Here is a 22,863-nt window from a genome sequence, read left to right on the forward strand (position 1 = left end):
ACTTCTTTTTTTAGAAATTTATATGTAATTCAACTGGGCAATGGTCTGATCCCATCACTTCACTATTAATTTTCGCCTCTGTTATTTTGTCTTTCATTCTTTCCGAAACAACAAAATAATCTAAACGCCATCCAATATTTTTTGCTCTCGCTCCCATACGATACGACCACCACGAATATGCACCTTCCTGATCAGGATACAGATAACGATACGTATCAATAAATCCTTCTTCTAAAATACATGTGAATTTCTCTCGTTCCTCATCAGAGAATCCAGGGTTTTTACGATTACTTTTTGGATTTTTTAAATCGATTTCTTTGTGAGCAACGTTTAAATCACCGCAAAAAACAACGGGCTTTTTTTCATCTAATTGCTTAATATAAGCCCTGAAATCATCTTCCCATTTCATTCTGTAATCTAATCGTTCTAATCCTCGTTTTGAGTTTGGTGTATATAACGTTATCATGTAAAAATCTTCGAATTCTAAAGTAATAACTCGTCCTTCTTGATCATGCTCTTCAATTCCTAAACCGTATGTTACAGATAGCGGTTCTTTTTTCGAAAAAATAGCCGTTCCTGAATAACCTTTTTTCACAGCATAATTCCAGTATGTATAATATCCCTCTGGATTCAAATCAATTTGCCCATCTTGTAATTTAATCTCTTGTAAACAAAATATATCAGCATTTGATTCCTCAAGATATTCTAAAAATCCACCTTTTGCGATAACTGCTCGCAAACCATTTACATTCCACGAAATTAACTTCACCTATAGTCCTCCTCTTGATGTTCACTTTCAAATTTCATGCTATCACAAAATAGAAAAACAATCATATTTTCACCTTTGTAATCTTGCTCTTACATTTGTGAATACATACATACGCACTTTATTCAGGTTATACTAATTTCAGAGGTGATGTTCTTTGCACAATGAAGGGATTACGTTAACAAATGAGCATTGGCAAGCAATTATTCATAATGATTCTTCCTATGATAGTAAATTCTTTTATGCTGTGAAATCAACCGGAATCTTTTGCCGACCGTCATGCAAATCAAGAATACCGAATAGAAACAATGTACGAATTTTTCATCATGCAGAGCAAGCATTAAGCGAAAAATTCCGCCCTTGCAAACGTTGTAAACCAAATGGGCTCACTTTACCTAATGAAGAGTGGGTAGAACAAATTAAAGATTATATCAAAAAGCACTTTGACGAATTATTAACTCTCAACATACTTGCTGAAATATGTCATGGTAGCCCATTTCATTTGCAACGCACTTTCAAAAAAGTAACAGGAATAAGTCCAATAGAATATATACAGCAGTTTAGGATTGTTAAAGCGGCAGAACACCTTTTACACACAAATCAATCCATTAAAGAAATTAGTACTGCTGTCGGGATAGAAAACCCAGAGTATTTCGCAACTTTATTTAAAAAGAAAACCGGATTCACTCCTACTGAATATCGAAAAAAGAACGAAATGAAAGAAGGATAAAATAATGAATTCCTCCAAAAATAAATTTATATATTGGACGCTACTTACACATGAAAATTGGCAGTTTCATATTGCTGCAACTGAAAATGGACTATGCTTCATTGGATCACAAGATGAAAAATTTGAAGAACTAAATATATGGGCTAGAAAGAAATTGCCACAACATATATTGGCATGTAATCCAGATTACCTACAATCATATACGAAAGAAGTTATCGAGTATTTAGAAAGTAAACGAGAAACTTTTACATTCCCTATCGATGCTTACGGAACTGATTTTCAATTATCTGTTTGGAATACGGTACGTGAAATTCCTTATGGGGAGACATATTCTTATTCAGAAATTGCCGAAAGAATGCAAAAACCTACTGCTGTGCGTGCCGTTGCTACTGCTATTGCTGCCAACCCTCTTCTCATTACAATTCCTTGCCATCGTGTTATTGGAAAGAATGGTAAACTAACCGGTTTTAGAGGTGGATTAGAAATGAAGAAAGTGTTGCTTACATTAGAAAAGTCTCCGGTAGAATGCATATGACAGCAAAATATACTAGCACATTAACTTTAGCAGTTCCAACAGAATTTAGTTTCCAAGAAAATTTACGCTATCTATCACGTTCTAACAATGAATGTATGTTCCACATTGAAGATAACAAAATTTATAAAGTTATCCCTGTTCAGGATGTACATCCTTTAGTTGAAATTAGTATGAACTCGGATGATAATATTCAAATACGTTTTTTAGAAGAATCATATACGTCTGAAGAATCGATATGCGAAGCTGTAGCTCACTATGTAAAAGAGTGGTTTGATTTAACTACTGATTTAGCTCCCTTTTATACATTAGCTAAACATGATGTACTCCTTCAAGGACCAATTGAACAATACTATGGGCTTCGTACTTTAGGTATTCCAGACTTATTTGAAGCACTTTCCTGGGGAATTATCGGTCAGCAAATTAATCTCACATATGCTTATACACTAAAAAGAAGATTAGTCGAACACTTTGGAAATTATGTAGAATGGAACGATAGTAAACATTGGATATTCCCTTCTCCTGAAACGATTGCCAATTTACATGTAGAGGATCTCAAAAACTTAAAAATGACGACTAGAAAATGCGAATATGTAATAGGTATTGCAAAGCTTATTACAGAAGGAAAATTATCAAAAGAATCTTTACTGCAAATACAAGATGTGCAACAAGCTGAAAAACAATTAACTGCTATACATGGTATAGGACCGTGGACTGCCAACTATGTTTTAATGCGCTGCTTACGATTTCCTTCCGCTTTTCCCATTGACGATGTTGGCTTGCACAATGCAATTAAATATATAACAGGTTCTGAAAGTAAACCGACTAAACAGGAAATAAAAGATTTTGCGGCAAATTGGACCAACTGGGAGTCTTACGCAACTTTTTATTTGTGGCGAGTATTATACTAAAAAACCAAGTAGCGCATCCGCACTACTTGGTTTTTTTTAAGCTTGTTCTTCGAAGCGTCTTGCGATTTCCACAATAACTTGAACAGCTTTTTCCATCGTATCCACCGAAACATATTCAAATTTACCGTGATAGTTTTCACCACCTGTGAAAATATTCGGCGTTGGTAATCCCATATACGATAATTGTGATCCATCTGTTCCACCACGAATCGGGTGAATGTTTGGTTCGATATTTAAACTTTTCATCGCTTCATATGCAATATCAACAATTTCTCTCACTGGTTCGATTTTTTCAAGCATGTTATAGTATTGATCATTCATTTCTAAAACGACTGCATTTTGTCCATACTTCTCTTGCATTTGCTTCACAATATTTTCAACGTTATGTTTACGCGCCTGAAAATTTTCACGATCAAAATCTCGAATAATATAATACGCTTTACTTTGCTCAACATCACCATTTAATGAAAGTAAATGATAGAATCCTTCATAGCCTTCTGTATATTCTGGTGCCTCTTCTACTGGTAAGTGCCCATTAAACTCCATAGCAAGTTTAGTTGCATTACGCATTTTATTTTTCGCTGTTCCGGGATGTGTATTCGTTCCGTTAAACGTTAACTTAGCACCTGCAGCATTAAAGCTTTCATACTCTAAACCACCTAATGGACCTCCATCCATCGTATAAGCACATGATGCACCAAATGCTTCTACATCAAAATGCGCTGGCCCACGACCAATTTCTTCATCCGGCGTAAATGCTACTCTTATTTTCCCATGTTTAATTTGCGGATTATGTATTAAATAGTTCATTGCAACCATAATTTCAGTTAGACCAGCTTTATCATCTGCTCCTAGAAGTGTCGTACCATCCGTTGTAATAATCGTATGTCCTTTATATGATGGTAATTCTGGAAACTGTTCTGGCGTTAACACAACATTTAGCTCTTCATTTAACGTAATTGCATTGCCATCAAAATTTTCATGAATTTGTGGTTTTACGTTTTTCCCTGTAAAGTCTGTTGCCGTATCTAAATGTGCTAAAAAGCCGATTACTGGAACATCCTTATTCGTATTAGCAGGAAGTGTTGCCATTACATACCCATTATCATCCATTGTTACTTCTGTTAAGCCAATCTCTTTTAACTCTTCCACTAATAACTTACCAAACTCAATTTGTCCAGATGTTGTTGGTACTGTATGACTTTCTTCATTCGATTGTGTATCAATCTTTACATATCTCGTAAATCTTTCAATAAGTTCTTGTTGCAAACTCATTCACTCCCTTTTATGTTTCTCTCTCTATTATAATCCTTAAAACGAAATATTTTAACTTTTTTGACTGCGAATATATATTTCATTTGTATTTTAGCAATTTTAAATAACAACTAAAAAGTCTTAATATTTGTACATTAAAAATCTTACATGTAATATACATAATTATAAAATATAGGAGGTATTAAAGATGAGGCTAACTCTCTTTCGCTATTTTCTTTTTTTCTTAGGGTTAATTTTTTTTGGCCTTGGAAATGCTCTTGCAGTCAAAGTGAAATTTCTCGGTTTACATCCTTGGGAAGTTTTAAATATGGCTCTCTACCAAAGATTTGGATGGACCATTGGTACGTGGGGTGTCATATGTGGATTATGTCTCGTTCTCATTTCTTTATTAGTAGATCGAAAATATATAAATGTGGGCACATTTTTAAATGCACTACTTATCGGTCCCATTATGGACTTTTTCTTACAATCAAACATTCTTCCAAACGCTAGTGATTTTTTATGGATAAACTTACTCATTTTATTTGCTGGGATTGCAATTACAGGTATTGGGGGAGGGATGTATGTTGCGGCTGGGATTGGTGCTGGCCCTCGAGATGGATTCATGCTTACTATTTCCGACAAAACAGGGCTATCTATTAGCCGTGCTAGAATCATAGTAGAATGTGTTGTACTAGTTATTGGATTTATGCTAGGAGGTCCTGTTTTCATCGTAACTTTTCTTTACACCTTTATTCAAAGTCCAATCTTTCAGCAATCATTTAAGATGTTTCAAACCCTCTTACATACTTTACATAACAAAGAGAAAGTTAATGAACATATTTAAACTACAACTTAATACAAAGTATTCACCCTATTTACGATTCTCACCGCAAATAGGGTGTTTCTTTTTTCATCTCACAATTTCAGAATATATACTACTCATTTACAATAAAAGTATATACATCGTCATAAATACAACCATTTACTTTAATTACATACTTCCCTGGTTTACTAAAACGAATTGTGTAATTATTTAACTGAATTGCTTCTTTATCTCCAGAAAGAATATCAATACTTCTACCACTCAATACATAAAATTCACTTTGATTCATCGTTACATCAATCGCATTGAAATTTCCTTCTTTCACCTGCTTTGTTTCCGCAGCGCTTACACTTGGTTCTAAAAACAGTAGTCCACTTAATCCAACCGTACCTGCTAAAGCTACTCCCGCAAACTTTTTAATCTTTTTCATCACATTGTCCTCCTTATAAATTTTGTATAAAGGTGATTTTCCCCTTTACACCACAAAGCCTATATGTAATGAAATGAAAAGTAAACGGGGACCGTAAGACAAAATTCTACATCTTTTTTTCCAATTGAATAGAAATCCAACGTTTGGAGTTTTGTCACATTTTAAATTGTTTCCTTAACCCAACTTCCATTTATATTATTCAGAAATTGAATAATTACTTATTGATTTAAGATTCTAAAAATAGTTGATAAAAATGCTTTCTATAAAAAAAGTATATTTTATAAGTACGAATTAAAACACACTCCATATATTCAGTTTCATTCTCCTATCCATAATTTTTTTACATTCAATAATTGTTCATCATTAAATTCCAGCTTATATATGTCAGGCTTTGATGTATGTATTAGAAATTCAAACCCGTATTGCTTATCAAAATAATTCATCATGAGTGTCATTACAAGCCCATGTGTGCCAATTACAATTTTTTGTCCTTGAAAATCCATTAATATTTCCTTTAACACTTTCACTACCCGTCTCTGACAATCCTTATATGACTCTCCTTCTGTTAGTGCAAAATCCGGATCAGAGAACATCTTCTTTACAAGCGGATATACCTCTTTATCTAATATAACTTGATCCCCACTGGAAAACATACACTCTTTAAGGTTTTCATATATTAATATTTCTTTTTCATAGAAATTGGCTGTTTTTTCTATCGTTAACACAGCCCTCTTATATGGACTTGAAATGAAAGTATCGATTCCCTCTGTTTTTAATATGTCTGTTATTCTATGAGCGTCTAAACTTCCCTTTTCAGTTAAACCACGTGTTCTTTCACTCCCTTCTAATTTTGATGATTCACCGTGCCTAACCATATAAATATATGTATTCATACTTCCTCCTTGAAAATATTCATTCGTTTTTTATAAATTTTGTTGTTTTGTTCGTGTAATCCATTCTCCTACTAAACTCTCGAATAGTTCAGGCTGTTCAATTTGCAAATTATGTCCCGCCATATCAAGCACCGCTAATGTTGCTCTTGGATAATCTTCAATAATTTCTATAATATCTCGATAACCTACCGATATATCTTGTCTTCCTGCTAATAAAAGAACGGGTTTCTCATATTTCTTTCGGTGAAACTCCATAGTAAGAGAATATTTTTTTGCAATCTTTCAATAAATTCATAATTAGCAACATCTAACCCCGGCTTAATTTCTTCTTTAAATCGCTTATATGTATATTCATTTGCTACCACTGCTAACTCGCTAAATTCTTTTCTTTCGGTAGAAGTTAACGTATTTAAAAACTCCTTATCTTGTACAATTATCTGTTTATCCGGTAAACGTCTTTCTTTTTGCAGTGCAACAACCACAGGACATATTAATAATAATCCATTGACTCTCTCAAACATTTTTGAAAGTATCCCTCTAGCTAAATATCCGCCGAAAGACTCTCCTACTAGTAAAAAATCTTTCTTTGGAATGATTTCTTCAATAAATATAGTTAACACTTCTAATATATGATCTGAACTATTTACCCAATCTGGAGCGTTCGACTTTCCCATTCCAGGTAAATCAATATATATTCGTTGATAACCTTCATATTTTTGAAATACTGATTCCATACATTTCATCATTAACCTATGATCCGGCGCACAGCCATGTATAATAATGACTGGCTTACCCTCTCCAACAATTTCATAGTATATTTCCGCATCTTTAATTCGCCATAACATAAAAAGTCCTCCCTATTTAGTGAAAATACTATCCACTCTGTAAGAATACACGTTCTTATTTTATATCCTTTTGTAACATTTTTACAAATGTTAATTTTCAGATTAAAAATGAAAATCTTACTTAAAATAGCCTATAACAATCAAAAGATCAGCTAGAAAGAGGATTCTCATCATTTTATATGCAATTTTGCATCTCCGCTTGCAAATCACTAAAAAACCTTTACAATTCAAAGGATGACTAAATATACAATTTCTATTTAAAATCTTGATGCAATACATACTATCAAACGCAATGTTTTTTTAATTTTAAGAAGTATTAAACTCTTCAATACTTTCCTTATAAACAAGATTTTTACAAGGAAATCTGATACAATTTTTAAGTAATATTATTATGTATAGATATTACGAATATAGTGCATAATTAAAGAAGGTGATTTTATTGAAATTAAATAAAAATTTACAACTATGTATATTAATCGGAACATTAATATGCTATTCAATCTATTTTATATTTTTTTATCTGTTCCCTACTCATTTTTCAAATTCGGATGTACGCTTCGCTTCACTTATTGTTGAAGCCATTACATTTGTATCACTAATTTATTCTATATATTCTAAAAAAGTCAGTTCAAATCCGTTTTGGATATGTATCACGATAGCAATTGGGAGTTTTTTATTAGGTAAAATAGTATATACATATCAAGATAGTTTCTTCGAAATTCCAATACATCGTTTTACTATTTCTGATGTATTTTACATGTTTTTTCTACTCTTTTGTCTTATCGCTTTCAGTTATAAAATTTTAAAAGAATGCGATAAATGGGAAAAAACGTTCTTTATTTGTGATATATGTATAGTACTTACTTCCATATTCACATTAGAGTGGTATTTATTTAATCAACCAAATTTAAATATATTCTCTCTTTCACTAGGCGATGTTTTCCTTTCATTTCTATATCCAATTGCAGATTTATTGTTTCTTCTACTAGGCGTTAGTCTCTTTTTCCGTCCGACAATTTTTAATTCTAAACGGAAGATTTATATCTTTATTTTTGTATTGATAAGTTCTGCAACTTTTAACTATATTTATTTTTACTTAAATAACCATTTAGCAACTGAAACGATAACATTATTACGTCTTTTATATAGAATACCTATATTATTTATTGCAATAGCTGGATCTATTTCAGCAGATCGTAATAGCCATAAAAATTATTTCATTGTTAACCCTATAATAGGAAAAAAGGCTTTAGTTGTATTTCCCTATCTTGCTGTTGCAATACTAATCGGGTTTACATTAAAAGAACAAACATCATCCTCAACTCTCATTACAGGAAATTGTATTACTTTTATTTTCGTACTCATTCGTCATTCTATTGTACGTATGCAAAACAATTCCCTAACAAAACGTTTACAGGCATTCAATGCACAACTAGAAGAAAAGGTGACTTTACGGACTTCTGATTTAGTTCATAAATCAGAGGCTCTATCTCAAAAACAACAAAAGTTTAAATCGTTATATGAATATCACCCTGATCCTATTTTTACAATTGATTTACATGGCGTATTCTTAAATGTAAATCAAGCCGGAAGTATACTACTTGGAGCACCAACAGATGAGTTACTCGGTGAAACTTGTTTTTCGATTATTTTAGATGAAGACAAACATAAACTAACATCTGCATTAGAAAAGGTGAAACAACAAGAATCGGCATACTTACAACTAAGTTCTAAATATAAAGATGGTTTTACTTATTTTTTATACGTTACCATCGTCCCTATTATAATAGACGGACAAATTTCAGGAAGTTATATTATGGTAAAAGATATTACCGCACTAAAAAAGCAACAAGAAGAAATAAAGTATTTAGCATTCCATGATACGGTAACGAAAATTGGGAACCGTGCCTTTTTCCATAAGAAATTAAAAAGAGTTATAAAAAATGCTAAAACAACAGACAGTGAGTTCGCATTATTATACTTAGATTTAGATCGCTTTAAAGCAATTAACGATACACTTGGACATTCGGCAGGAGATCACATATTAGAAGAAGTAGCGAAGCGATTCCAATCATGTCTTCCATCACATACTCATCTGTCAAGAATCGGTGGCGATGAATTTACAATCTTAATTGAAAACTATACTGACGAAGATTCCTTATTCGATTTATGCAACCAGTTATTTGAATGCATGGAAAAACCGTTTGTCATACATGAGCATACATTAACTTTATCACTTAGTATCGGCATCGCTATTTATCCACATTCCGGAATCGATACCGCTACACTTTTGAAAAACGCTAATGTTGCAATGTATGATGCAAAGGCAAAAGAGCTTAACTCTGTCTCTATTTATGACGATGTAATCGCTAAAAAAATTGAAAGACGATTACGATTAGAAAAAGATTTACCAAACGCAATACAAAATGAAGAATTGTTCCTTTTGTATCAACCTCAAGTTGATAGTGAATCTAATAAAATTATCGGTGCAGAAGCTCTAATCAGGTGGAATCATCCTGAATTAGGCGTTATTTCTCCATATGAATTTATTCCGATTGCTGAAGAAACACTACAAATTATTCCAATAGGAAAATGGACATTGCAGCAGGCTTGTGAGCAAATGAAACGTTGGCACACACTCGGATATTCTCATTTAAAAATTGGTGTAAACTTATCTGCTAAAGAATTTGAACAAGAAGATTTTGTAAAGTCTATTTCTTCTACATTAGCAACTACAGGCTTACCGGCAAGTTCTCTCGACCTTGAATTAACAGAGCGCATTGCAATGATGGATGAGCGAGAAACATTGATAAAGCTCCGCACACTAAAGGGTTTAGGAGTTCACATTTCAATCGACGACTTTGGTACAGGTTATTCTTCACTAGCGTATTTACCTTTATATCCAATAGATACGTTAAAAATCCCAAGAGAATTTATTACAATGTCTGAAACGTGTGAAGATGGAATGGAAATTATTAAAACGATTATCACATTAGCACATACATTAGAAATGTCTGTCATTGCAGAAGGTGTAGAAACGAAAGAACATGTGAATTTCCTTCAAAAAAATAAATGTCAGTTTATTCAAGGTTACTATTATAGTAAACCTATCCATACTCATGCATTTACTGAGCTATTAGAAATCGGTATTCACCTATAGTATATTGCTAATATGGATAAGTAATAATGAATTTGAACAACTATAGTAAAAAGGAAAGAAGATATCTTCTTTCCTTTTGTTTTTTTATTTAAATTTCTATTCCTTCACCACTTCATTTATTATATTTATTAATTGATGAATCCCCTCATCATTTGTTTTCTTATATCCATTCATGTTTTGAATATATCTCTCCTTATTTGTATACAACTTATTTACTGCATGTATGAATACATTCGTACTTATTCTGTCCTGGATTATAACTTCCGCATATCCTTGCCGAGAAAAATATTCAGCATTTAAAACTTGATCTCCCCTACTAGAACTGTTAGTTAACGGGATAAGCAACATCGGTTTCTTCAAAAATAGCAATTCAGAAATAGCAGTAGAACCTGCTCTAGAAACTACAACACTCGCCATATTTAGTATATGCGGCAACTCGTCCCCTATATACTCAAATTGCATATAACCTTCCATACCAATAGATGAATCCACCTTCCCTTTACCGCACATATGAACAATATTAAAATTTAATAGTAATTTTTCCAAACTTCCCCTTACCATATCATTTATCCATTGAGCACCTTGACTCCCACCCATAATTAACAATACTGGTTTATCTTGCTGAAATTTACAATAGCTTCTTCCCCGCAATACATTGCCCCTCTCAATTTCTTCCCTTACAATTGGTCCTACATAAACCTTCTTCTCATTACTTACATTTTCTCCTGTCTGAGGAAATGTTGTGCATAGTTTTGTAGTAAAAGGTAATGCTATTTTATTTGCTAATCCTAACGTACTATCTGGTTCACGTATTATTACAGGTACTTTATTCATCCACGCTCCTATTACTACAGGAACGGACACAAATCCTCCTGCCGAAAAAACAACATCTGGTTTTATTCGTTTCATCAATTTATAACTTTGTATGCAACCTTTTATTATTTTAAAAGGATCTTTAAAGTTCTCCCAATCCCAATATCTCCTAAGCTTCCCCGTTGAAATACTATTGTATTTCACATTTTGAACTAATAGTTTTTCAATTCCATTTTGAGATCCAATATACTCAATTCCCCATCCTTTTTCCATAAATTTAGGAATCAATACCATATTAATCATTACGTGTCCGGCTGTACCGCCCCCAGTAAAGAGAATCTTTTTATTCATAATTTATATCCACCTTTATCATTAAAAATCTTGTTTTATACTAATCTATTAAATGTAAGTAAACTTACTATTATTTATATAAACATTTAGCTCAAACCCTATATCTTGCAAAAAATCTTTAATAAGATCATAAAAATCATTTCCATACTCACTACATTCATACTGAGCAAAGACTTGAATTACAGGCCTAGTTCCTGTACCTATTACTGGATTTTTCCTATCACCCTTTTTACCTTCCACATAGGCTTGACATTTATTTATCGCCTCATAGATACACAAAACATGCTCTTCCTCATCTTTCCAGTCCAGCGTATCAACAATTAAAAGAAATAGCGTATTTTGATTATCCATTGTTTTATAGCCATTCATATATTTCTTACACCCTTTTCATTTTTCATTGAATGCAGATTTCACTACACTTCGCATACTCGAGTACATCTTTTAATGATTGATGGAATTGAATTTCTGGGACCCAACCTAACCTTTTTATATCCTCTATTACTAAACTCTCATTTGATTCGCTTCCACTATGCTCTGCTTCTTTTATGGAAAAACTCAGCTGTGTTAATTCTTTGTATTGTTCTATTACATCTAATAAAGACCGTTTTATCCCTGATCCAATATTATATTGTTTTCCATTTATTCCATCGCGCAATAACACATGATACGCTTTAACCGCATCACGTACATCTAGAAAATCCCTACTATCTTTCAAACTGTTTACTTCAATAATTGCTTCACTTTTATTCGACTCTATAGTTATCATTTTTTTTGCAAGAATAGAACAAATACCATTCGATACTCCTGGACCAATTAAATTCGAGGGCTTTGCAATGATAATATTTGAATTCATTAATTCACTCCACGCCTCTGCAATAATGACTTGCATCGTTTTACTTAAACTATATGGATTTGAAATTTTTATATTGCTCATACTATCTGCTTGCAAAGCAGATCCTATAACCAATGTTCTACAGTGAGGTACTTCTTGCTTAATTGCTTCTAATAAATATAACGTCCCTATTACATTAACCTCTACATATTCAAGAGCAGCTGTCCAAGACTCTATGACCGAATTCTTTCCTGCTAAATGCAATACATAATCTGGCTTTATTTGTTTCATTACCTTCATTACTTCGCTCTTATTAGTTAAATTACAAGTAATACCATTCCCAATTATTTCTCTATGTGCACGATTTTGAAACATAGGAATTACATGAAAGCCCTGCTCTAAAAAATATTGGCAAGCATGGCGTCCTGTGAAACCATTTGCACCAGTTATTAAAAGACTCGCATTTTTTTTCATCGTAAAAACCCTCCTTTTAATAACATTTGTTTCACCTCGTGTTTTGTAAGTAAGTCTTGTTGAGAACTAAAACTCTTCACATCCACAAGCGGATAGCTAGCATAATATTCTTGCAGTCCTTCTATAGGAATAGTCGGTAGTACCACAAAATAATTTTGATCAAAACTTATACTTGTTTTACTCTCTACCTCAGATAAAAGCATTTCACTTAATTTTTCACCCGGTCTTATCCCTACTTCTTTTACCTTCACGTTTTCCTTTTTCGAATCTTCAATTAAAACTTCTGCTAAATCTGTTATTTTACATGCCGGCATTTTCATAACAAAGATTTCCCCACCTCTACCTTGATATACGGCTTTAAATAACAATCCAACAGCATCTTCAATCGTTAAGAAAAATCTAGTCATATTTGCATCGGTAATCCCTACTTGTAAAGATTTTTTAATTTGTTTTTTAAAGAGTGGTACCACACTTCCGCTCGTCCCCAAAACATTTCCACCACGAACACAAATGAATTTTGTTTTCTTCGTTTGCATATTCGCATGCACCATTAACTTCTCACCAATTGCTTTTGTCATCCCATACGTATTTGATGGATCGGCCGCTTTATCCGTTGAAACATATATAACTTTCTCAACTTGCATCTGTATAGATGCTTCAATTACATTTTGTGTACCATGTATATTTGTTTTTATAGCTTCATAAGGATAATACTCACATACTGGAACATGTTTTAAAGCTGCAAGATGGAATACATAATGGACACCTTGGCATGCATAGACTAGTTGATCTTTATCACGAATATCTCCAATAATAAATTTTAATCTATCATCATTTATAAACTGTTGCTGCATTTCAAACTGAACCGTTTCATTTCTTGAAAAAACTCTAATTTCTTTCGGTGATTTTTCTAATAATTGTTTTATAAGTTCCTGTCCCCACGAACCTGTACCACCAGTAATTAAAATTATTTTATTTAGCATTTCTTTTCCTCCTACCACACATTTCAATTAAAATTGTATTTATAAAATTTATTGAATTATTTTCAATTGATTTAAATCATAATTGTCGTTTGTTACATTTAATTGACAAAATAAAAAAACAGAAACTATTAAAAATAGTTTCTGTTTTTTATTTCACCTCACAACAGTAAGATTTTTTATACTTTTTGCATGATAACTAAACCCTTATAAAAAACACCGCTCATTTATTTCTTATACTCGTAATAAAATAAATAGAACGATTCATAGCCAATAATCATGTTTAAATTTATGAAAAATGGAGGTAACGGAATGTACCGAAGCAATTCAAATCATACATATAACGGACCTTCCAAAGCACTGCCTCTCTCCCTATTTGATGTAAAAAATGAATTAAAACAAAAAAGCAAACTCATACATTCTGGCTCGATGTATAAATTAACGAAAGAAGAGCAACTCATCATCAACAACATAAAAATACAAACTGAACAGCTAAATAAAAATAATGTGACAAGAACACGAGCATACTACCAATTTTACACTCAATATCCAGAAATACATTGGGCACTACTTGGGCATATGGTATCACGTAACGGCGGTTGGAATATGACTGATTTAAAGGGCGATTTATATACGAAAATTTTATCAGAGAAAGATCAAATCACATTTTTTTCTTTTTTAGAAAGAGGGAATTGGCTTATTTTCCAAGATGTATATCCTCAATTTCTGCTTTATGAACAAAGTGTGAAAAGAGCACAAAAGCTATTTCACCTTCTCCCTCACCTAAATGTTTCTACATTTATGGAAACGATGTGGAACGATTTTTGGAAAACAGGTAACAAAAAAACATTAGCCATTGCAACTATTATTAATGAGCAACACTACTTAGAAAAAAGAGTGATTCAAAATATACAATTTAAAAAGACTGTACTTAATAGTATTGGATTTAAACTCTTTGATTTCTTTCAATTTAATCATATTCTTTTCCCATTCTACGAAAATGATAAGAAACTCAAAGTATTACTATTTGGTGATACAATGAAACATTTCACTTCCTTACACGAACGAATCTTAATTGGAAAAAGGTTGTATTCATTATTATTTCGAGACACACATGTTTTATCTCAAATAATAAGCTGGGCCCAGCACCATCCGCATACAGGATCAAGGAAAGATTACTGGCCTCATTTATTTTCAAGTGTCAATGAATCTTTTTCCCGTGAGTTTTATAAGCGTCGAATAAAGAAATGCCAGTTGCGTAGTGGCGCTTATCGTATATACAGTCCTGCACTCATCTATGCATGGCGAGATATGAATCATGAAGAAGTTGACAATGAAGATTGGTTTACGGACTGGCAAGTTGTAAATTACTTAGTAGATAAGGAGGAAAATATAAATGGACAAATTACAGAAGACTACTGTAAAACACTCGAAACAATTGAGTTGGCAATTCTTGCAAAGAAAAACGTCCTCCTTCGAGAAGAAGAATGATTTTCTAGCATTAGCAGTTACAATCTTACTCTCTTCTATTATCGGAACTTGCTTAGATGCTTTCTTTGTTGCGAACCAAATGTATTCCTTTCCCGTTAGACCATTCTCATCCATATTTTCAGTTAACATTGGCTTTACTTTGTTTGTACTACCGATTTTAACAGCTGTTTTTATACAAATTTCCAAAACATTATCTACAATTTCTAGAATTCTACTTATTATTTCAATAGGTATTTTTGCCAGCATTTTTGAACAAGTTGCTGAAAGATTCGGTTTCTTTATTCATAGCTTGGATTGGAATCATACATATTCTTTATTTGGCTATATGATTTTCTTTTCTTTTATTTGGAAAGTATATCATTTCATACAAAAATGAAGAGACCATAATCGATCTCTTCTTAAGCATAATCTTCGGTTATTGCTAATGGTGCAAGAGTTTGAAGACTTTTTGAACGTAAACGATAAGCAACGATTTTCTTCTTATATTGCTTGATTACATCAACATGTTCCTCATGGCTATATAGAGAAAATCTAATCTCTTTATTCCCTTTCTTCGTATCAATAACAAGTGGTGTTCCTTCTCCATGTGGCGGGAAATAATGTTTATCTAAAAATAAAGCTTCATTAAATTCATGAATAACTTGTCGTTTCATTTCTCCCTCTATATTCTTTCCATCTATCGATATAGAGGTATTCTCTTCCTCAAGTTTTTGATGCAATTCAAATCTACTAATAATTGATTCTACAACAGAAGTTGGCATACTAGAAACTAGCACTTTAACAGCGCCAAAAATAAATAAAGTAACTATAAACCATGTTGTCATTTTCTCATCTCCATTACATTTTAAAATATAAATTTCGTTCCATACGGTATGAATATACTAATGAGTATTCCCGTTACAATCATCGTTACCGAACCGATTGTCGCTTCTTTTTCGCCTTCCTTCACGAGACGGCTCACACCGATAATATGTGATGCGCAGCCCATCCCCACTCCTTTTCCAATCGTACTTGTTATTCGGAAAAACTTAAGTACTGTTGGTCCGATAATAGCACCTGTTATCCCTGCAACAACTACAAAACTAGAAGTCATAGATGGAATACCGCCAATTTGATCCGCTAATGAAATAGCAATAGGCATCGTCGCTAATTGCGGCAGTGTTGTTAATATGAGTTCCTTATCTATATTTAACATCCCGCCAATCACTACATTCATACTCGTTAAAACCACTATACCTACCGCTACACCGATAAGTATCGACAAAAAGTTTTTCATAAGTATGTTTCGCTCTTTAAATAAAGGTATCGCTAACGCTACAATTGCAGGACTTAATAAGCCGGAAAGAATATCTCCCCCATTTTCCCTATATTCATGATGAGAAATATCAAAAATTAAAAATAAGCAAATCATACTCGCTGTAACTGTTAACACCGGTAACGTAAATGGAAACGGAATTTTTTTATATAACTTTGTCGCCAATACATACATTACTACAGTAATAATAATTAAGACCATTTGCATCGTGCACCTTGTCGATTTTATTTTTTTGATGTTACTAATAATTGACTTATATATCCTGAAACAATTAAAGTTACTACCGTACTTGCAACTACTAACAGGAATATAATACTCCCCTTACCGAAAAGAAAAGACCCGAATTCCATCAGCCCTGTTGTCGAAGGAATTAGAAATAACGGTAAAAATACGAGTAACTTTTCCGCACCTTCCTCAAACCACTTTAATGGTAAAATACGAGTAGAAAGGAGCAGAAACAGCATTAACATCCCAATTAAACTTCCTGGCATTGATAAATGGAATACTTCCTGAATCCACGTACCAACTAAGCTAAATACATATAGCACGCCTACTTGCAGTAAAAGCGCCACGTACTTCATTTCTTTCCCTCATTTCAATATTACGCATCACTATTATGAGATCTCATTTAACGTTTCCGCAAACCTCGTAATTCCCAGTTGAATTTGTTCGACATCTACTCTCCCAAAAGTAAAACGAATATATTCATTTTTAGTACCTAAAACACTTCCCGGGACAAACGCTACACCATTTCGTATAGATTCGCCTAATAAATGATATTCATCAAATGTTCCTTGCACTTTGCACCATAAATGTATTCCACCCTCTGGAACAAAAAATTCAACCTGGTCCCCTAATATTTCTTCAAGCTTTCTAATTAACACATCTCTTCTGTCTTTCAATTGCTCACGAAGCATTGTAATATGTGCATGAAAATCTTCTGATTCTAAAAATTGATTTGCCACCCACTGCGTAAATACACTATGGCCAAAATCAACTTGCTGTTTTGCATCCGCTAAACGTTCTATTACACGCGTAGGGCCAATTACCCAGCCAATACGTAATCCTGATGCAACAATTTTTGATAATGAACTTATATAAAGAACATTCCCGTTTTGATCCATTGACTTTAATGTAGGATTCACTTCTCCATTAAATGAAGTTAAACTATACGGATCATCTTCTACAATCGGTATACCAAATTCAGAAGACAGCTCTAAAACCTTTTTACGCCTTGCTAATGACAACACAGTTCCCGTTGGATTTTGATAATCTGGATTCAAAAATACCATGCGAATACGATGCTTTTTATGCAAATCAATTAAGTCATCTGGATTCATTCCATGCTGATCAACAGGTAGATGGAATATTTTTAAGCCAGCAGATTTAAACATCGGCAATGAAAAACAATACGACGGATCTTCAATTGCAATCGCGTCTCCTGGTTTTAATAAGCATTGCACGATAAGGTTAAGTGCCTGTTGTGCGCCAGATGTAATAAGGATAGAATTCGAATCTGCTTCAATTTGTTTATATTGCTGAACATGTGCTGCAATTGTTTTTCTCAACATTTCATTTCCAAGCGGATGGTCATAACCGAGGTTTTCCATAAATGTTTTCTCCGACAAAATCGTTCGGAATCTATCGCTCGGAATCAATTCTGGTGACAATTCACCACTCGCTAAATTAATTAAGTCGTCTTTTTGTGTTTCCGTTCTAATTTGTTGAACGAGTGGTACGTTAGGTAAGAACGATCCATCCTCCACGTACCTACCCCAGTTCGGTATTCGTTTATGTGAGACACCCCATATATCTGTATTGACCCTTGTTCCGCTTCCCTTTTGCCGTTCTACTACTCCAAGTGATTTTAATTCTTCATACGCAGCTACTATTGTACTCCGGTTCACCTGTAATTCTTTCGCTAACGTACGCTCAGAAGGTAACTTGCTGTCAGAAGGAAACTCACCTGAAGAAATACCCCTTTCCATATAATCCGCTATTTGTTTATATACAGGCGTCTTATCTGCACGATTTGGTTTCCATTCCACCTTGTTGCCCCCTCTCAAAACGAACTATCCTTGATTCCCTAATAACAGTATTAACTTTAATAATAGTATTAATTAATTACATGATTTAAAAATCTTTCTACCGTCATATTAAAGCTAGTCGGCTGTTCTAAATAAGGTAAGTGTCCACTATTTTTAAACTCAATAAAAGTTGTATTTTTCAAACGTCTTTCAAACTCTCTTACATATTTCTCGGGAACGAAATCATCATTTTCCCCTCTTATAATTAAAGTAGGACATGAAATATTTGAAAGAAACAGTCTTTGATCATAATCTACTAATTCAGCAAATAATCTTTGAATATGCACCGAATTAATAGACTGTAAAGATTGATAAAATCCCCTAACAATTACTTCATTATCTGCTACTCCCATCGCCTTCAATAATGTATCCGCCCATGTTTTTCCATTATCGTGTAAGCTAAGTAAATCATATACTTCAATTCGTTCTTTTCGATCTTCAGGCTCCAAATAGGGAAATGCATTTACAACAATTAAACTAGAAACAAAGCCTGGATATTGAATAGCAAAATCGATACCGACTCTAGCTCCTTTTGAAAGACCACACATAACTACTTTTTGTATCTTTAAATAACTGCATAACTCATACAATACATTTGCATATTCTTTAAAAAGAATTTCCAGCCCTTCCGATTTCCCATGCCCCGGTAAATCAAGAGAAATCACCGTCCAATTCTCTTTGAAATATTGCCTTTGATATAACCAATTGTTTGCGTTCCCACCAAGACCGTGTAATAACAATATAACAGGGCCCGATCCTTCTATATTGTAAGAAATTTTCCGATTCTTATATTCAAAATACATATTCATCACCTTCAGCTATAACGTCACTTACTCTTATCTTTGAATGAATATATCCAAAATGGTTCCTTTTCTAACCACTCTACTGTTTCCGGTACACCTTCTTCATACTCTCTTTTTAGTTCCGTTACTTTCGTCGCAAATTGTGATGCATGTGCTTGCAATGCCTCTAATTTTTTGGGAACATATTCTTTCACTTCGTTTTTAAAATGCGGAGGACCTATTTCCGCTTCATGATTCTTCGAAAAAGCTACCGCATAAAATGTTGGCCTTTTATATTCCGGAATATTAGCTAACGCCTCTGCTACCGCTTCTCCTGTTGCATCATGATCTGGATGAACCGCATATCCCGGATAAAAAGAAATAACTAGCGAAGGATTCACTTCTTCTACACATTTTTGTAATACACGTCTTAACTCTCCGGGAGTTTCAAATTCAAGAGTTTTATCACGATATCCCATCATACGTAAATCTTTAATCCCTAAAATATTTGTAGCCCTCTTTAGTTCCGTCTCTCTTATAACATTTAATGATTCACGTGTTGCAAAAGGAGGATTCCCCATCGTTCTCCCCATTTCACCTAACGTTAAGCAAACATAAGTAAGAGGAACATTTCGCTGCGCATAAGCTAAAATTGTACCTGCCACGCAATATGACTCATCATCTGGATGCGGAAAAACAATTAAAACGTGGCGTTCATTTTTTATCAAAATCATACTCCTCCATCATATACAATATTAACTTTTTTCTTTCAAAACTATTAAATCACTACCGCATACCACGTTACCCCAACAAGTAGTACGAAAAGAAGAAGAATATAAATAGTTGATAAGTTTTTCACATTTCTCTTTGTAGACTTGCCGTAATTCTCCTCCACATTTCGTGCAACTAACACGGTCCCAAACAGGGATCCAATTACAATAATAACCACTAGTGAAATTGCAAAAATCATTGTATTTTCACCTCTCTAAAGACAATCTATTTTAATAAAGAACTTCCTCTTTAAAACTTTAATAACATACTACCTTTCTTCTCTTATCATAATAGATGTTTACAAAAAACGGACCAACCACTTTTGTGTTTTTTTGCTCATCCACTTTAAAAAATAAAAAGCAACTGATCACTTTGGACTCAGTTGCTTTTCACACGATAAATTATTTTCTATTTTTATTTGAAATTAATTCGATTTAAAAGTTTAGTCTTTTCATAATGAAACATCGATTGAGATAACTCGAAAATTGTCCCGTTTACAAGACATACTGTATTTTCAATAAGAAGCGCCGGATCACCTTCATTTAATTCTAACAGCTGTGCGTTTTCTTTATTTACTTTTTCACAACTAATAAATTTATCGGCAAAGCCAATATTTAATCGTAAATCTTCAATGAAATAACTGTATACAGAGCTTAATGCTATTTCTTTATTCAAATATGGAATAATATCCTTTTTGAAATAACTTACTTCAATAGAGAATGGTTTACCATCTACAATTCTTAAACGCTTCAAAAAATATATCCTAGTTCCAGCTTCGCATTGCATCCGCTTTGCTATATCTTCGTCCGCATCTATTACTTCAAGCTCTAACACTTTCGTTTCAATATTTTGCGAAACGAGATTTTTCGTTAATCCACGTAAACTTCCTAAATTAATGTAATCTGTTACAGAAGTTTCACGTAAAAACATACCACTACCTTGCACTTGAAAAATATAACCTCTATTTACAAGCTGACTAATTACTTTACGTATCGTATTACGGCTTACTTCAAACCGATTCATCAAAGCTTCTTCTGTAGGTAGTTTTTTCGTTTCATTAAAAAGCCCATCTCTAATGTTTTGCTCTAACACATCTGCAATTTGTTTATACTTTGCACTCATACACTTTCTCCTAAAATACTCTTTTATCTGTTATAACTCTTCTCCTCTCGTTTCGATCACATGTTTATACCAATGAAACGAAAGTTTTTTCTTACGTTTTAAGTTATCATTATGATCGACAAAAATAAAGCCATATTGCTTTTTATACCCATTTAACCAACTTAATAAATCAATCACTGACCATGCATAATAACCTTTTAAATTGATTCCCTCTTCAATTGCACGCTTTATTACTTTTAAATGCTCTTCAATAAATTTAATTCTCGGAACATCTACAACTTCTCCTTCAATGATTGGATCTTCATCACCAAGTCCATTTTCCGTTACATACATCTTTATGTCACCGTAACGCTCTTTCAACATATGCAATCCATCTAAGAAACCTTCGGGAGATATTTCCCATCCCCATTTTGTATATGTTTTATCATCCATTTTTACTGTGCGATAAAAACCATCAAAAGAAGGATTACCTGGAGCAAGTGTTGAGTTTTCTCGAGAATGCTCATCGCTCTTTATATCCATATCGTATCTTTCTACTCGTATTGGTTGATAATAATTCAAGCCAATAAAATCATTCTTTTCGGCATTTTGTTTAATGATTTCTAATTCTTCAACCGTCCAATTAGGAGTCCACCCTTTTTCCTTTAATTGTTGAACAACATAAGGTGGATACTCACCTTTTAAAACTGGATCATAATACCAATACGTTTCATATTCATTCGCATGATTTGCTGCTAGTATATTTTCTTTTTCATCATCCACACTATAAGCAGGTAAGAAAACATGTGTAATCCCAATCTCCCCATATTGTTTCAGCTGCTTGTACACCGCAACTGTTTTCGCATGTGCATAAAATACATAATGAGTCGCTTGAAAATACTTTGGAACATCATTTTTTATCCCTGGTGGATGTGCACCTTTTAAATAGCCTAATCCACAAAACATTACTGTTTCATTAAAAGTAATCCAATGTTTCACTCTATCACCAAATGCTTTAAAGCAAATTTCGGCATACTTTACAAAAGCATCTGCTGTTCGTTTATTCGTCCACCCACCATCCTTTTCTAACGGTAATGGTAGATCCCAATGATATAAAGTGACAAACGGTACAATCCCGTACTTTAAACATTCATCAATTAAATTGTTATAAAATTTAATGCCTTTTTCATTTACCTCTCCATCTCCATTCGGCAATATTCTCGCCCAAGAAATCGAAAAACGATACGATTCCAATCCCATCTCAGCCATTAAACGAACATCTTCCTTATATCGATGATAATGATCAACCGCTACATCACCATTTGTTCCATTGTATGTTTTGCCAGGAATTTTTGAAAACTCATCCCAATTCGTAACACCTTTTCCATCCTCATTCCATGCACCTTCTACTTGATAAGAAGCTGAAGCAGCTCCGAATAAAAAATCATGTGGAAACTTCATAGTATATACCTCCATTTCATTAGAATAAATCAAATTCATTATTACATATAAAATTTGT

24 protein-coding genes and 1 pseudogene are annotated in these 22,863 nt (G+C 33.2%); 7 read left to right on the forward strand and 18 right to left on the reverse strand.

Annotation, left to right across the window (positions count from 1 at the left end):
• Positions 1-10: 10 nt before the first annotated feature.
• Complete coding sequence (locus tag CER22_RS21055) at positions 11-769, reverse strand: exodeoxyribonuclease III (protein ID WP_048545879.1); 759 nt, start codon at positions 767-769, stop codon at positions 11-13.
• 154 nt (positions 770-923) lie between these two features.
• Between CER22_RS21055 and CER22_RS21060 the strand changes: the two genes are divergently transcribed.
• The 3 genes from CER22_RS21060 to CER22_RS21070 are packed head-to-tail and all read left to right on the forward strand — an operon-like array spanning position 924 to position 2,939.
• Positions 924-1,496, forward strand: a complete 573-nt coding sequence (locus CER22_RS21060) for a bifunctional transcriptional activator/DNA repair enzyme AdaA (protein WP_060487504.1) — start codon at positions 924-926, stop codon at positions 1,494-1,496.
• A 4-nt stretch (positions 1,497-1,500) separates the two neighbouring features.
• Positions 1,501-2,031, forward strand: a complete 531-nt coding sequence (locus tag CER22_RS21065; RefSeq protein WP_088064252.1) for a methylated-DNA--[protein]-cysteine S-methyltransferase — start codon at positions 1,501-1,503, stop codon at positions 2,029-2,031.
• The gene (locus CER22_RS21070; RefSeq protein ID WP_087985002.1) at positions 2,028-2,939 is read left to right on the forward strand and encodes a DNA-3-methyladenine glycosylase family protein; all 912 of its coding nucleotides are present in this window, start codon (positions 2,028-2,030) and stop codon (positions 2,937-2,939) included. The genes CER22_RS21065 and CER22_RS21070 overlap by 4 nt, the downstream gene beginning before the upstream one ends.
• A gap of 36 nt (positions 2,940-2,975) precedes the next feature.
• On the opposite strand, the gene pepT is transcribed toward CER22_RS21070, so the two are convergent.
• Complete coding sequence (gene pepT / locus CER22_RS21075) at positions 2,976-4,208, reverse strand: peptidase T (protein WP_088609495.1); 1,233 nt, start codon at positions 4,206-4,208, stop codon at positions 2,976-2,978.
• 193 nt (positions 4,209-4,401) lie between these two features.
• Between pepT and CER22_RS21080 the strand changes: the two genes are divergently transcribed.
• On the forward strand, positions 4,402-5,040 hold the full coding sequence (locus CER22_RS21080) for a YczE/YyaS/YitT family protein (protein ID WP_088609496.1): 639 nt from the start codon (positions 4,402-4,404) through the stop codon (positions 5,038-5,040).
• Between the two features lie 91 nt (positions 5,041-5,131).
• On the opposite strand, the gene CER22_RS21085 is transcribed toward CER22_RS21080, so the two are convergent.
• From CER22_RS21085 to CER22_RS21095, 3 genes and pseudogenes are all read right to left on the reverse strand, one after another.
• Positions 5,132-5,449: a hypothetical protein gene (locus CER22_RS21085; protein ID WP_060487508.1), complete on the reverse strand. Its 318-nt coding sequence runs from the start codon at positions 5,447-5,449 to the stop codon at positions 5,132-5,134.
• Positions 5,450-5,766: 317 nt separating this feature from the next.
• The gene (locus CER22_RS21090) at positions 5,767-6,342 is read right to left on the reverse strand and encodes a histidine phosphatase family protein (protein WP_088609497.1); all 576 of its coding nucleotides are present in this window, start codon (positions 6,340-6,342) and stop codon (positions 5,767-5,769) included.
• Positions 6,343-6,372: 30 nt separating this feature from the next.
• Positions 6,373-7,187: pseudogene (locus tag CER22_RS21095) on the reverse strand (alpha/beta fold hydrolase).
• A 439-nt stretch (positions 7,188-7,626) separates the two neighbouring features.
• Here CER22_RS21095 and CER22_RS21100 point away from each other — a divergent pair.
• The gene (locus CER22_RS21100) at positions 7,627-10,347 is read left to right on the forward strand and encodes a sensor domain-containing phosphodiesterase (protein ID WP_137014260.1); all 2,721 of its coding nucleotides are present in this window, start codon (positions 7,627-7,629) and stop codon (positions 10,345-10,347) included.
• 96 nt (positions 10,348-10,443) lie between these two features.
• Here the strand turns inward: CER22_RS21100 and CER22_RS21105 are convergent, their stop codons facing one another.
• From CER22_RS21105 to CER22_RS21120, 4 genes are read right to left on the reverse strand one after another with little or no spacing between them, the layout of a single operon-like run.
• A complete protein-coding gene (locus tag CER22_RS21105) occupies positions 10,444-11,511 on the reverse strand; it encodes an undecaprenyldiphospho-muramoylpentapeptide beta-N-acetylglucosaminyltransferase (protein WP_088609498.1) in 1,068 nt (355 codons plus the stop codon).
• A 48-nt stretch (positions 11,512-11,559) separates the two neighbouring features.
• Positions 11,560-11,880 (reverse strand): DUF6572 domain-containing protein, encoded by a 321-nt coding sequence (locus CER22_RS21110; protein WP_060487512.1) that lies wholly within the window; start codon positions 11,878-11,880, stop codon positions 11,560-11,562.
• Positions 11,881-11,905: 25 nt separating this feature from the next.
• Entirely contained in the window at positions 11,906-12,817 is a 912-nt protein-coding gene (locus CER22_RS21115; RefSeq protein WP_060487513.1) for an NAD-dependent epimerase/dehydratase family protein, read from the reverse strand.
• Positions 12,814-13,800: a UDP-N-acetylglucosamine 4,6-dehydratase family protein gene (locus tag CER22_RS21120; protein WP_088064259.1), complete on the reverse strand. Its 987-nt coding sequence runs from the start codon at positions 13,798-13,800 to the stop codon at positions 12,814-12,816. The genes CER22_RS21115 and CER22_RS21120 overlap by 4 nt, the downstream gene beginning before the upstream one ends.
• A 309-nt stretch (positions 13,801-14,109) precedes the next feature.
• Here CER22_RS21120 and CER22_RS21125 point away from each other — a divergent pair, with 309 nt between their 5' ends.
• Both CER22_RS21125 and CER22_RS21130 read left to right on the forward strand, forming a co-directional pair.
• Positions 14,110-15,288, forward strand: a complete 1,179-nt coding sequence (locus tag CER22_RS21125; RefSeq protein ID WP_088609499.1) for a DUF2515 domain-containing protein — start codon at positions 14,110-14,112, stop codon at positions 15,286-15,288.
• Positions 15,251-15,664, forward strand: coding sequence for a CBO0543 family protein (locus CER22_RS21130; RefSeq protein WP_141542695.1), 414 nt, complete (start codon positions 15,251-15,253; stop codon positions 15,662-15,664). Before CER22_RS21125 ends, CER22_RS21130 begins: the two co-directional genes overlap by 38 nt.
• 22 nt (positions 15,665-15,686) lie before the next feature.
• Here CER22_RS21130 and CER22_RS21135 read toward each other — a convergent pair whose 3' ends face one another.
• The 9 genes from CER22_RS21135 to CER22_RS21175 all read right to left on the reverse strand — a co-directional run bounded on the left by CER22_RS21135 (position 15,687) and on the right by CER22_RS21175 (position 22,805).
• Positions 15,687-16,112 carry a YfmQ family protein gene (locus tag CER22_RS21135; protein WP_088064260.1) on the reverse strand — a complete coding sequence of 142 codons (426 nt, stop codon included), beginning with the start codon at positions 16,110-16,112 and terminating at the stop codon, positions 15,687-15,689.
• A 20-nt stretch (positions 16,113-16,132) separates the two neighbouring features.
• A complete protein-coding gene (locus CER22_RS21140; RefSeq protein ID WP_060487517.1) occupies positions 16,133-16,804 on the reverse strand; it encodes an LrgB family protein in 672 nt (223 codons plus the stop codon).
• 23 nt (positions 16,805-16,827) lie between these two features.
• A complete protein-coding gene (locus tag CER22_RS21145) occupies positions 16,828-17,184 on the reverse strand; it encodes a CidA/LrgA family holin-like protein (protein WP_060487518.1) in 357 nt (118 codons plus the stop codon).
• Between the two features lie 33 nt (positions 17,185-17,217).
• The gene (pdxR, locus tag CER22_RS21150; protein ID WP_048545917.1) at positions 17,218-18,651 is read right to left on the reverse strand and encodes a MocR-like pyridoxine biosynthesis transcription factor PdxR; all 1,434 of its coding nucleotides are present in this window, start codon (positions 18,649-18,651) and stop codon (positions 17,218-17,220) included.
• A gap of 68 nt (positions 18,652-18,719) precedes the next feature.
• Complete coding sequence (locus tag CER22_RS21155) at positions 18,720-19,493, reverse strand: alpha/beta fold hydrolase (protein ID WP_088609500.1); 774 nt, start codon at positions 19,491-19,493, stop codon at positions 18,720-18,722.
• A gap of 23 nt (positions 19,494-19,516) precedes the next feature.
• Positions 19,517-20,197 carry a bacillithiol biosynthesis deacetylase BshB2 gene (gene bshB2, locus CER22_RS21160; RefSeq protein WP_088609511.1) on the reverse strand — a complete coding sequence of 227 codons (681 nt, stop codon included), beginning with the start codon at positions 20,195-20,197 and terminating at the stop codon, positions 19,517-19,519.
• A gap of 53 nt (positions 20,198-20,250) precedes the next feature.
• Positions 20,251-20,442: a hypothetical protein gene (locus CER22_RS21165; RefSeq protein WP_000575326.1), complete on the reverse strand. Its 192-nt coding sequence runs from the start codon at positions 20,440-20,442 to the stop codon at positions 20,251-20,253.
• Positions 20,443-20,657: 215 nt separating this feature from the next.
• Complete coding sequence (locus CER22_RS21170) at positions 20,658-21,365, reverse strand: GntR family transcriptional regulator (protein WP_088122945.1); 708 nt, start codon at positions 21,363-21,365, stop codon at positions 20,658-20,660.
• Positions 21,366-21,395: 30 nt separating this feature from the next.
• Positions 21,396-22,805: a GH1 family beta-glucosidase gene (locus CER22_RS21175; protein WP_088064263.1), complete on the reverse strand. Its 1,410-nt coding sequence runs from the start codon at positions 22,803-22,805 to the stop codon at positions 21,396-21,398.
• Positions 22,806-22,863 lie beyond the last annotated feature (58 nt).

The organism is Bacillus sp. K2I17 (assembly GCF_002209985.1).
Classification (GTDB): domain Bacteria; phylum Bacillota; class Bacilli; order Bacillales; family Bacillaceae_G; genus Bacillus_A; species Bacillus_A wiedmannii.

Coding starts and splice junctions, on each gene's coding strand:
- CER22_RS21065 (WP_088064252.1), top strand. CDS start 1,501: ATGAATTCCTCCAAAAATAAATTTATATATTGGACGCTACTTACACAT.
- CER22_RS21070 (WP_087985002.1), top strand. CDS start 2,028: ATGACAGCAAAATATACTAGCACATTAACTTTAGCAGTTCCAACAGAA.
- CER22_RS21080 (WP_088609496.1), top strand. CDS start 4,402: ATGAGGCTAACTCTCTTTCGCTATTTTCTTTTTTTCTTAGGGTTAATT.
- CER22_RS21085 (WP_060487508.1), bottom strand. CDS start 5,449: ATGAAAAAGATTAAAAAGTTTGCGGGAGTAGCTTTAGCAGGTACGGTT.
- CER22_RS21090 (WP_088609497.1), bottom strand. CDS start 6,342: ATGAATACATATATTTATATGGTTAGGCACGGTGAATCATCAAAATTA.
- CER22_RS21105 (WP_088609498.1), bottom strand. CDS start 11,511: ATGAATAAAAAGATTCTCTTTACTGGGGGCGGTACAGCCGGACACGTA.
- CER22_RS21110 (WP_060487512.1), bottom strand. CDS start 11,880: ATGAATGGCTATAAAACAATGGATAATCAAAATACGCTATTTCTTTTA.
- CER22_RS21115 (WP_060487513.1), bottom strand. CDS start 12,817: ATGAAAAAAAATGCGAGTCTTTTAATAACTGGTGCAAATGGTTTCACA.
- CER22_RS21120 (WP_088064259.1), bottom strand. CDS start 13,800: ATGCTAAATAAAATAATTTTAATTACTGGTGGTACAGGTTCGTGGGGA.
- CER22_RS21125 (WP_088609499.1), top strand. CDS start 14,110: ATGTACCGAAGCAATTCAAATCATACATATAACGGACCTTCCAAAGCA.
- CER22_RS21135 (WP_088064260.1), bottom strand. CDS start 16,112: ATGACAACATGGTTTATAGTTACTTTATTTATTTTTGGCGCTGTTAAA.
- CER22_RS21140 (WP_060487517.1), bottom strand. CDS start 16,804: ATGGTCTTAATTATTATTACTGTAGTAATGTATGTATTGGCGACAAAG.
- CER22_RS21145 (WP_060487518.1), bottom strand. CDS start 17,184: ATGAAGTACGTGGCGCTTTTACTGCAAGTAGGCGTGCTATATGTATTT.
- CER22_RS21155 (WP_088609500.1), bottom strand. CDS start 19,493: ATGTATTTTGAATATAAGAATCGGAAAATTTCTTACAATATAGAAGGA.
- CER22_RS21165 (WP_000575326.1), bottom strand. CDS start 20,442: ATGATTTTTGCAATTTCACTAGTGGTTATTATTGTAATTGGATCCCTG.
- CER22_RS21170 (WP_088122945.1), bottom strand. CDS start 21,365: ATGAGTGCAAAGTATAAACAAATTGCAGATGTGTTAGAGCAAAACATT.
- CER22_RS21175 (WP_088064263.1), bottom strand. CDS start 22,805: ATGAAGTTTCCACATGATTTTTTATTCGGAGCTGCTTCAGCTTCTTAT.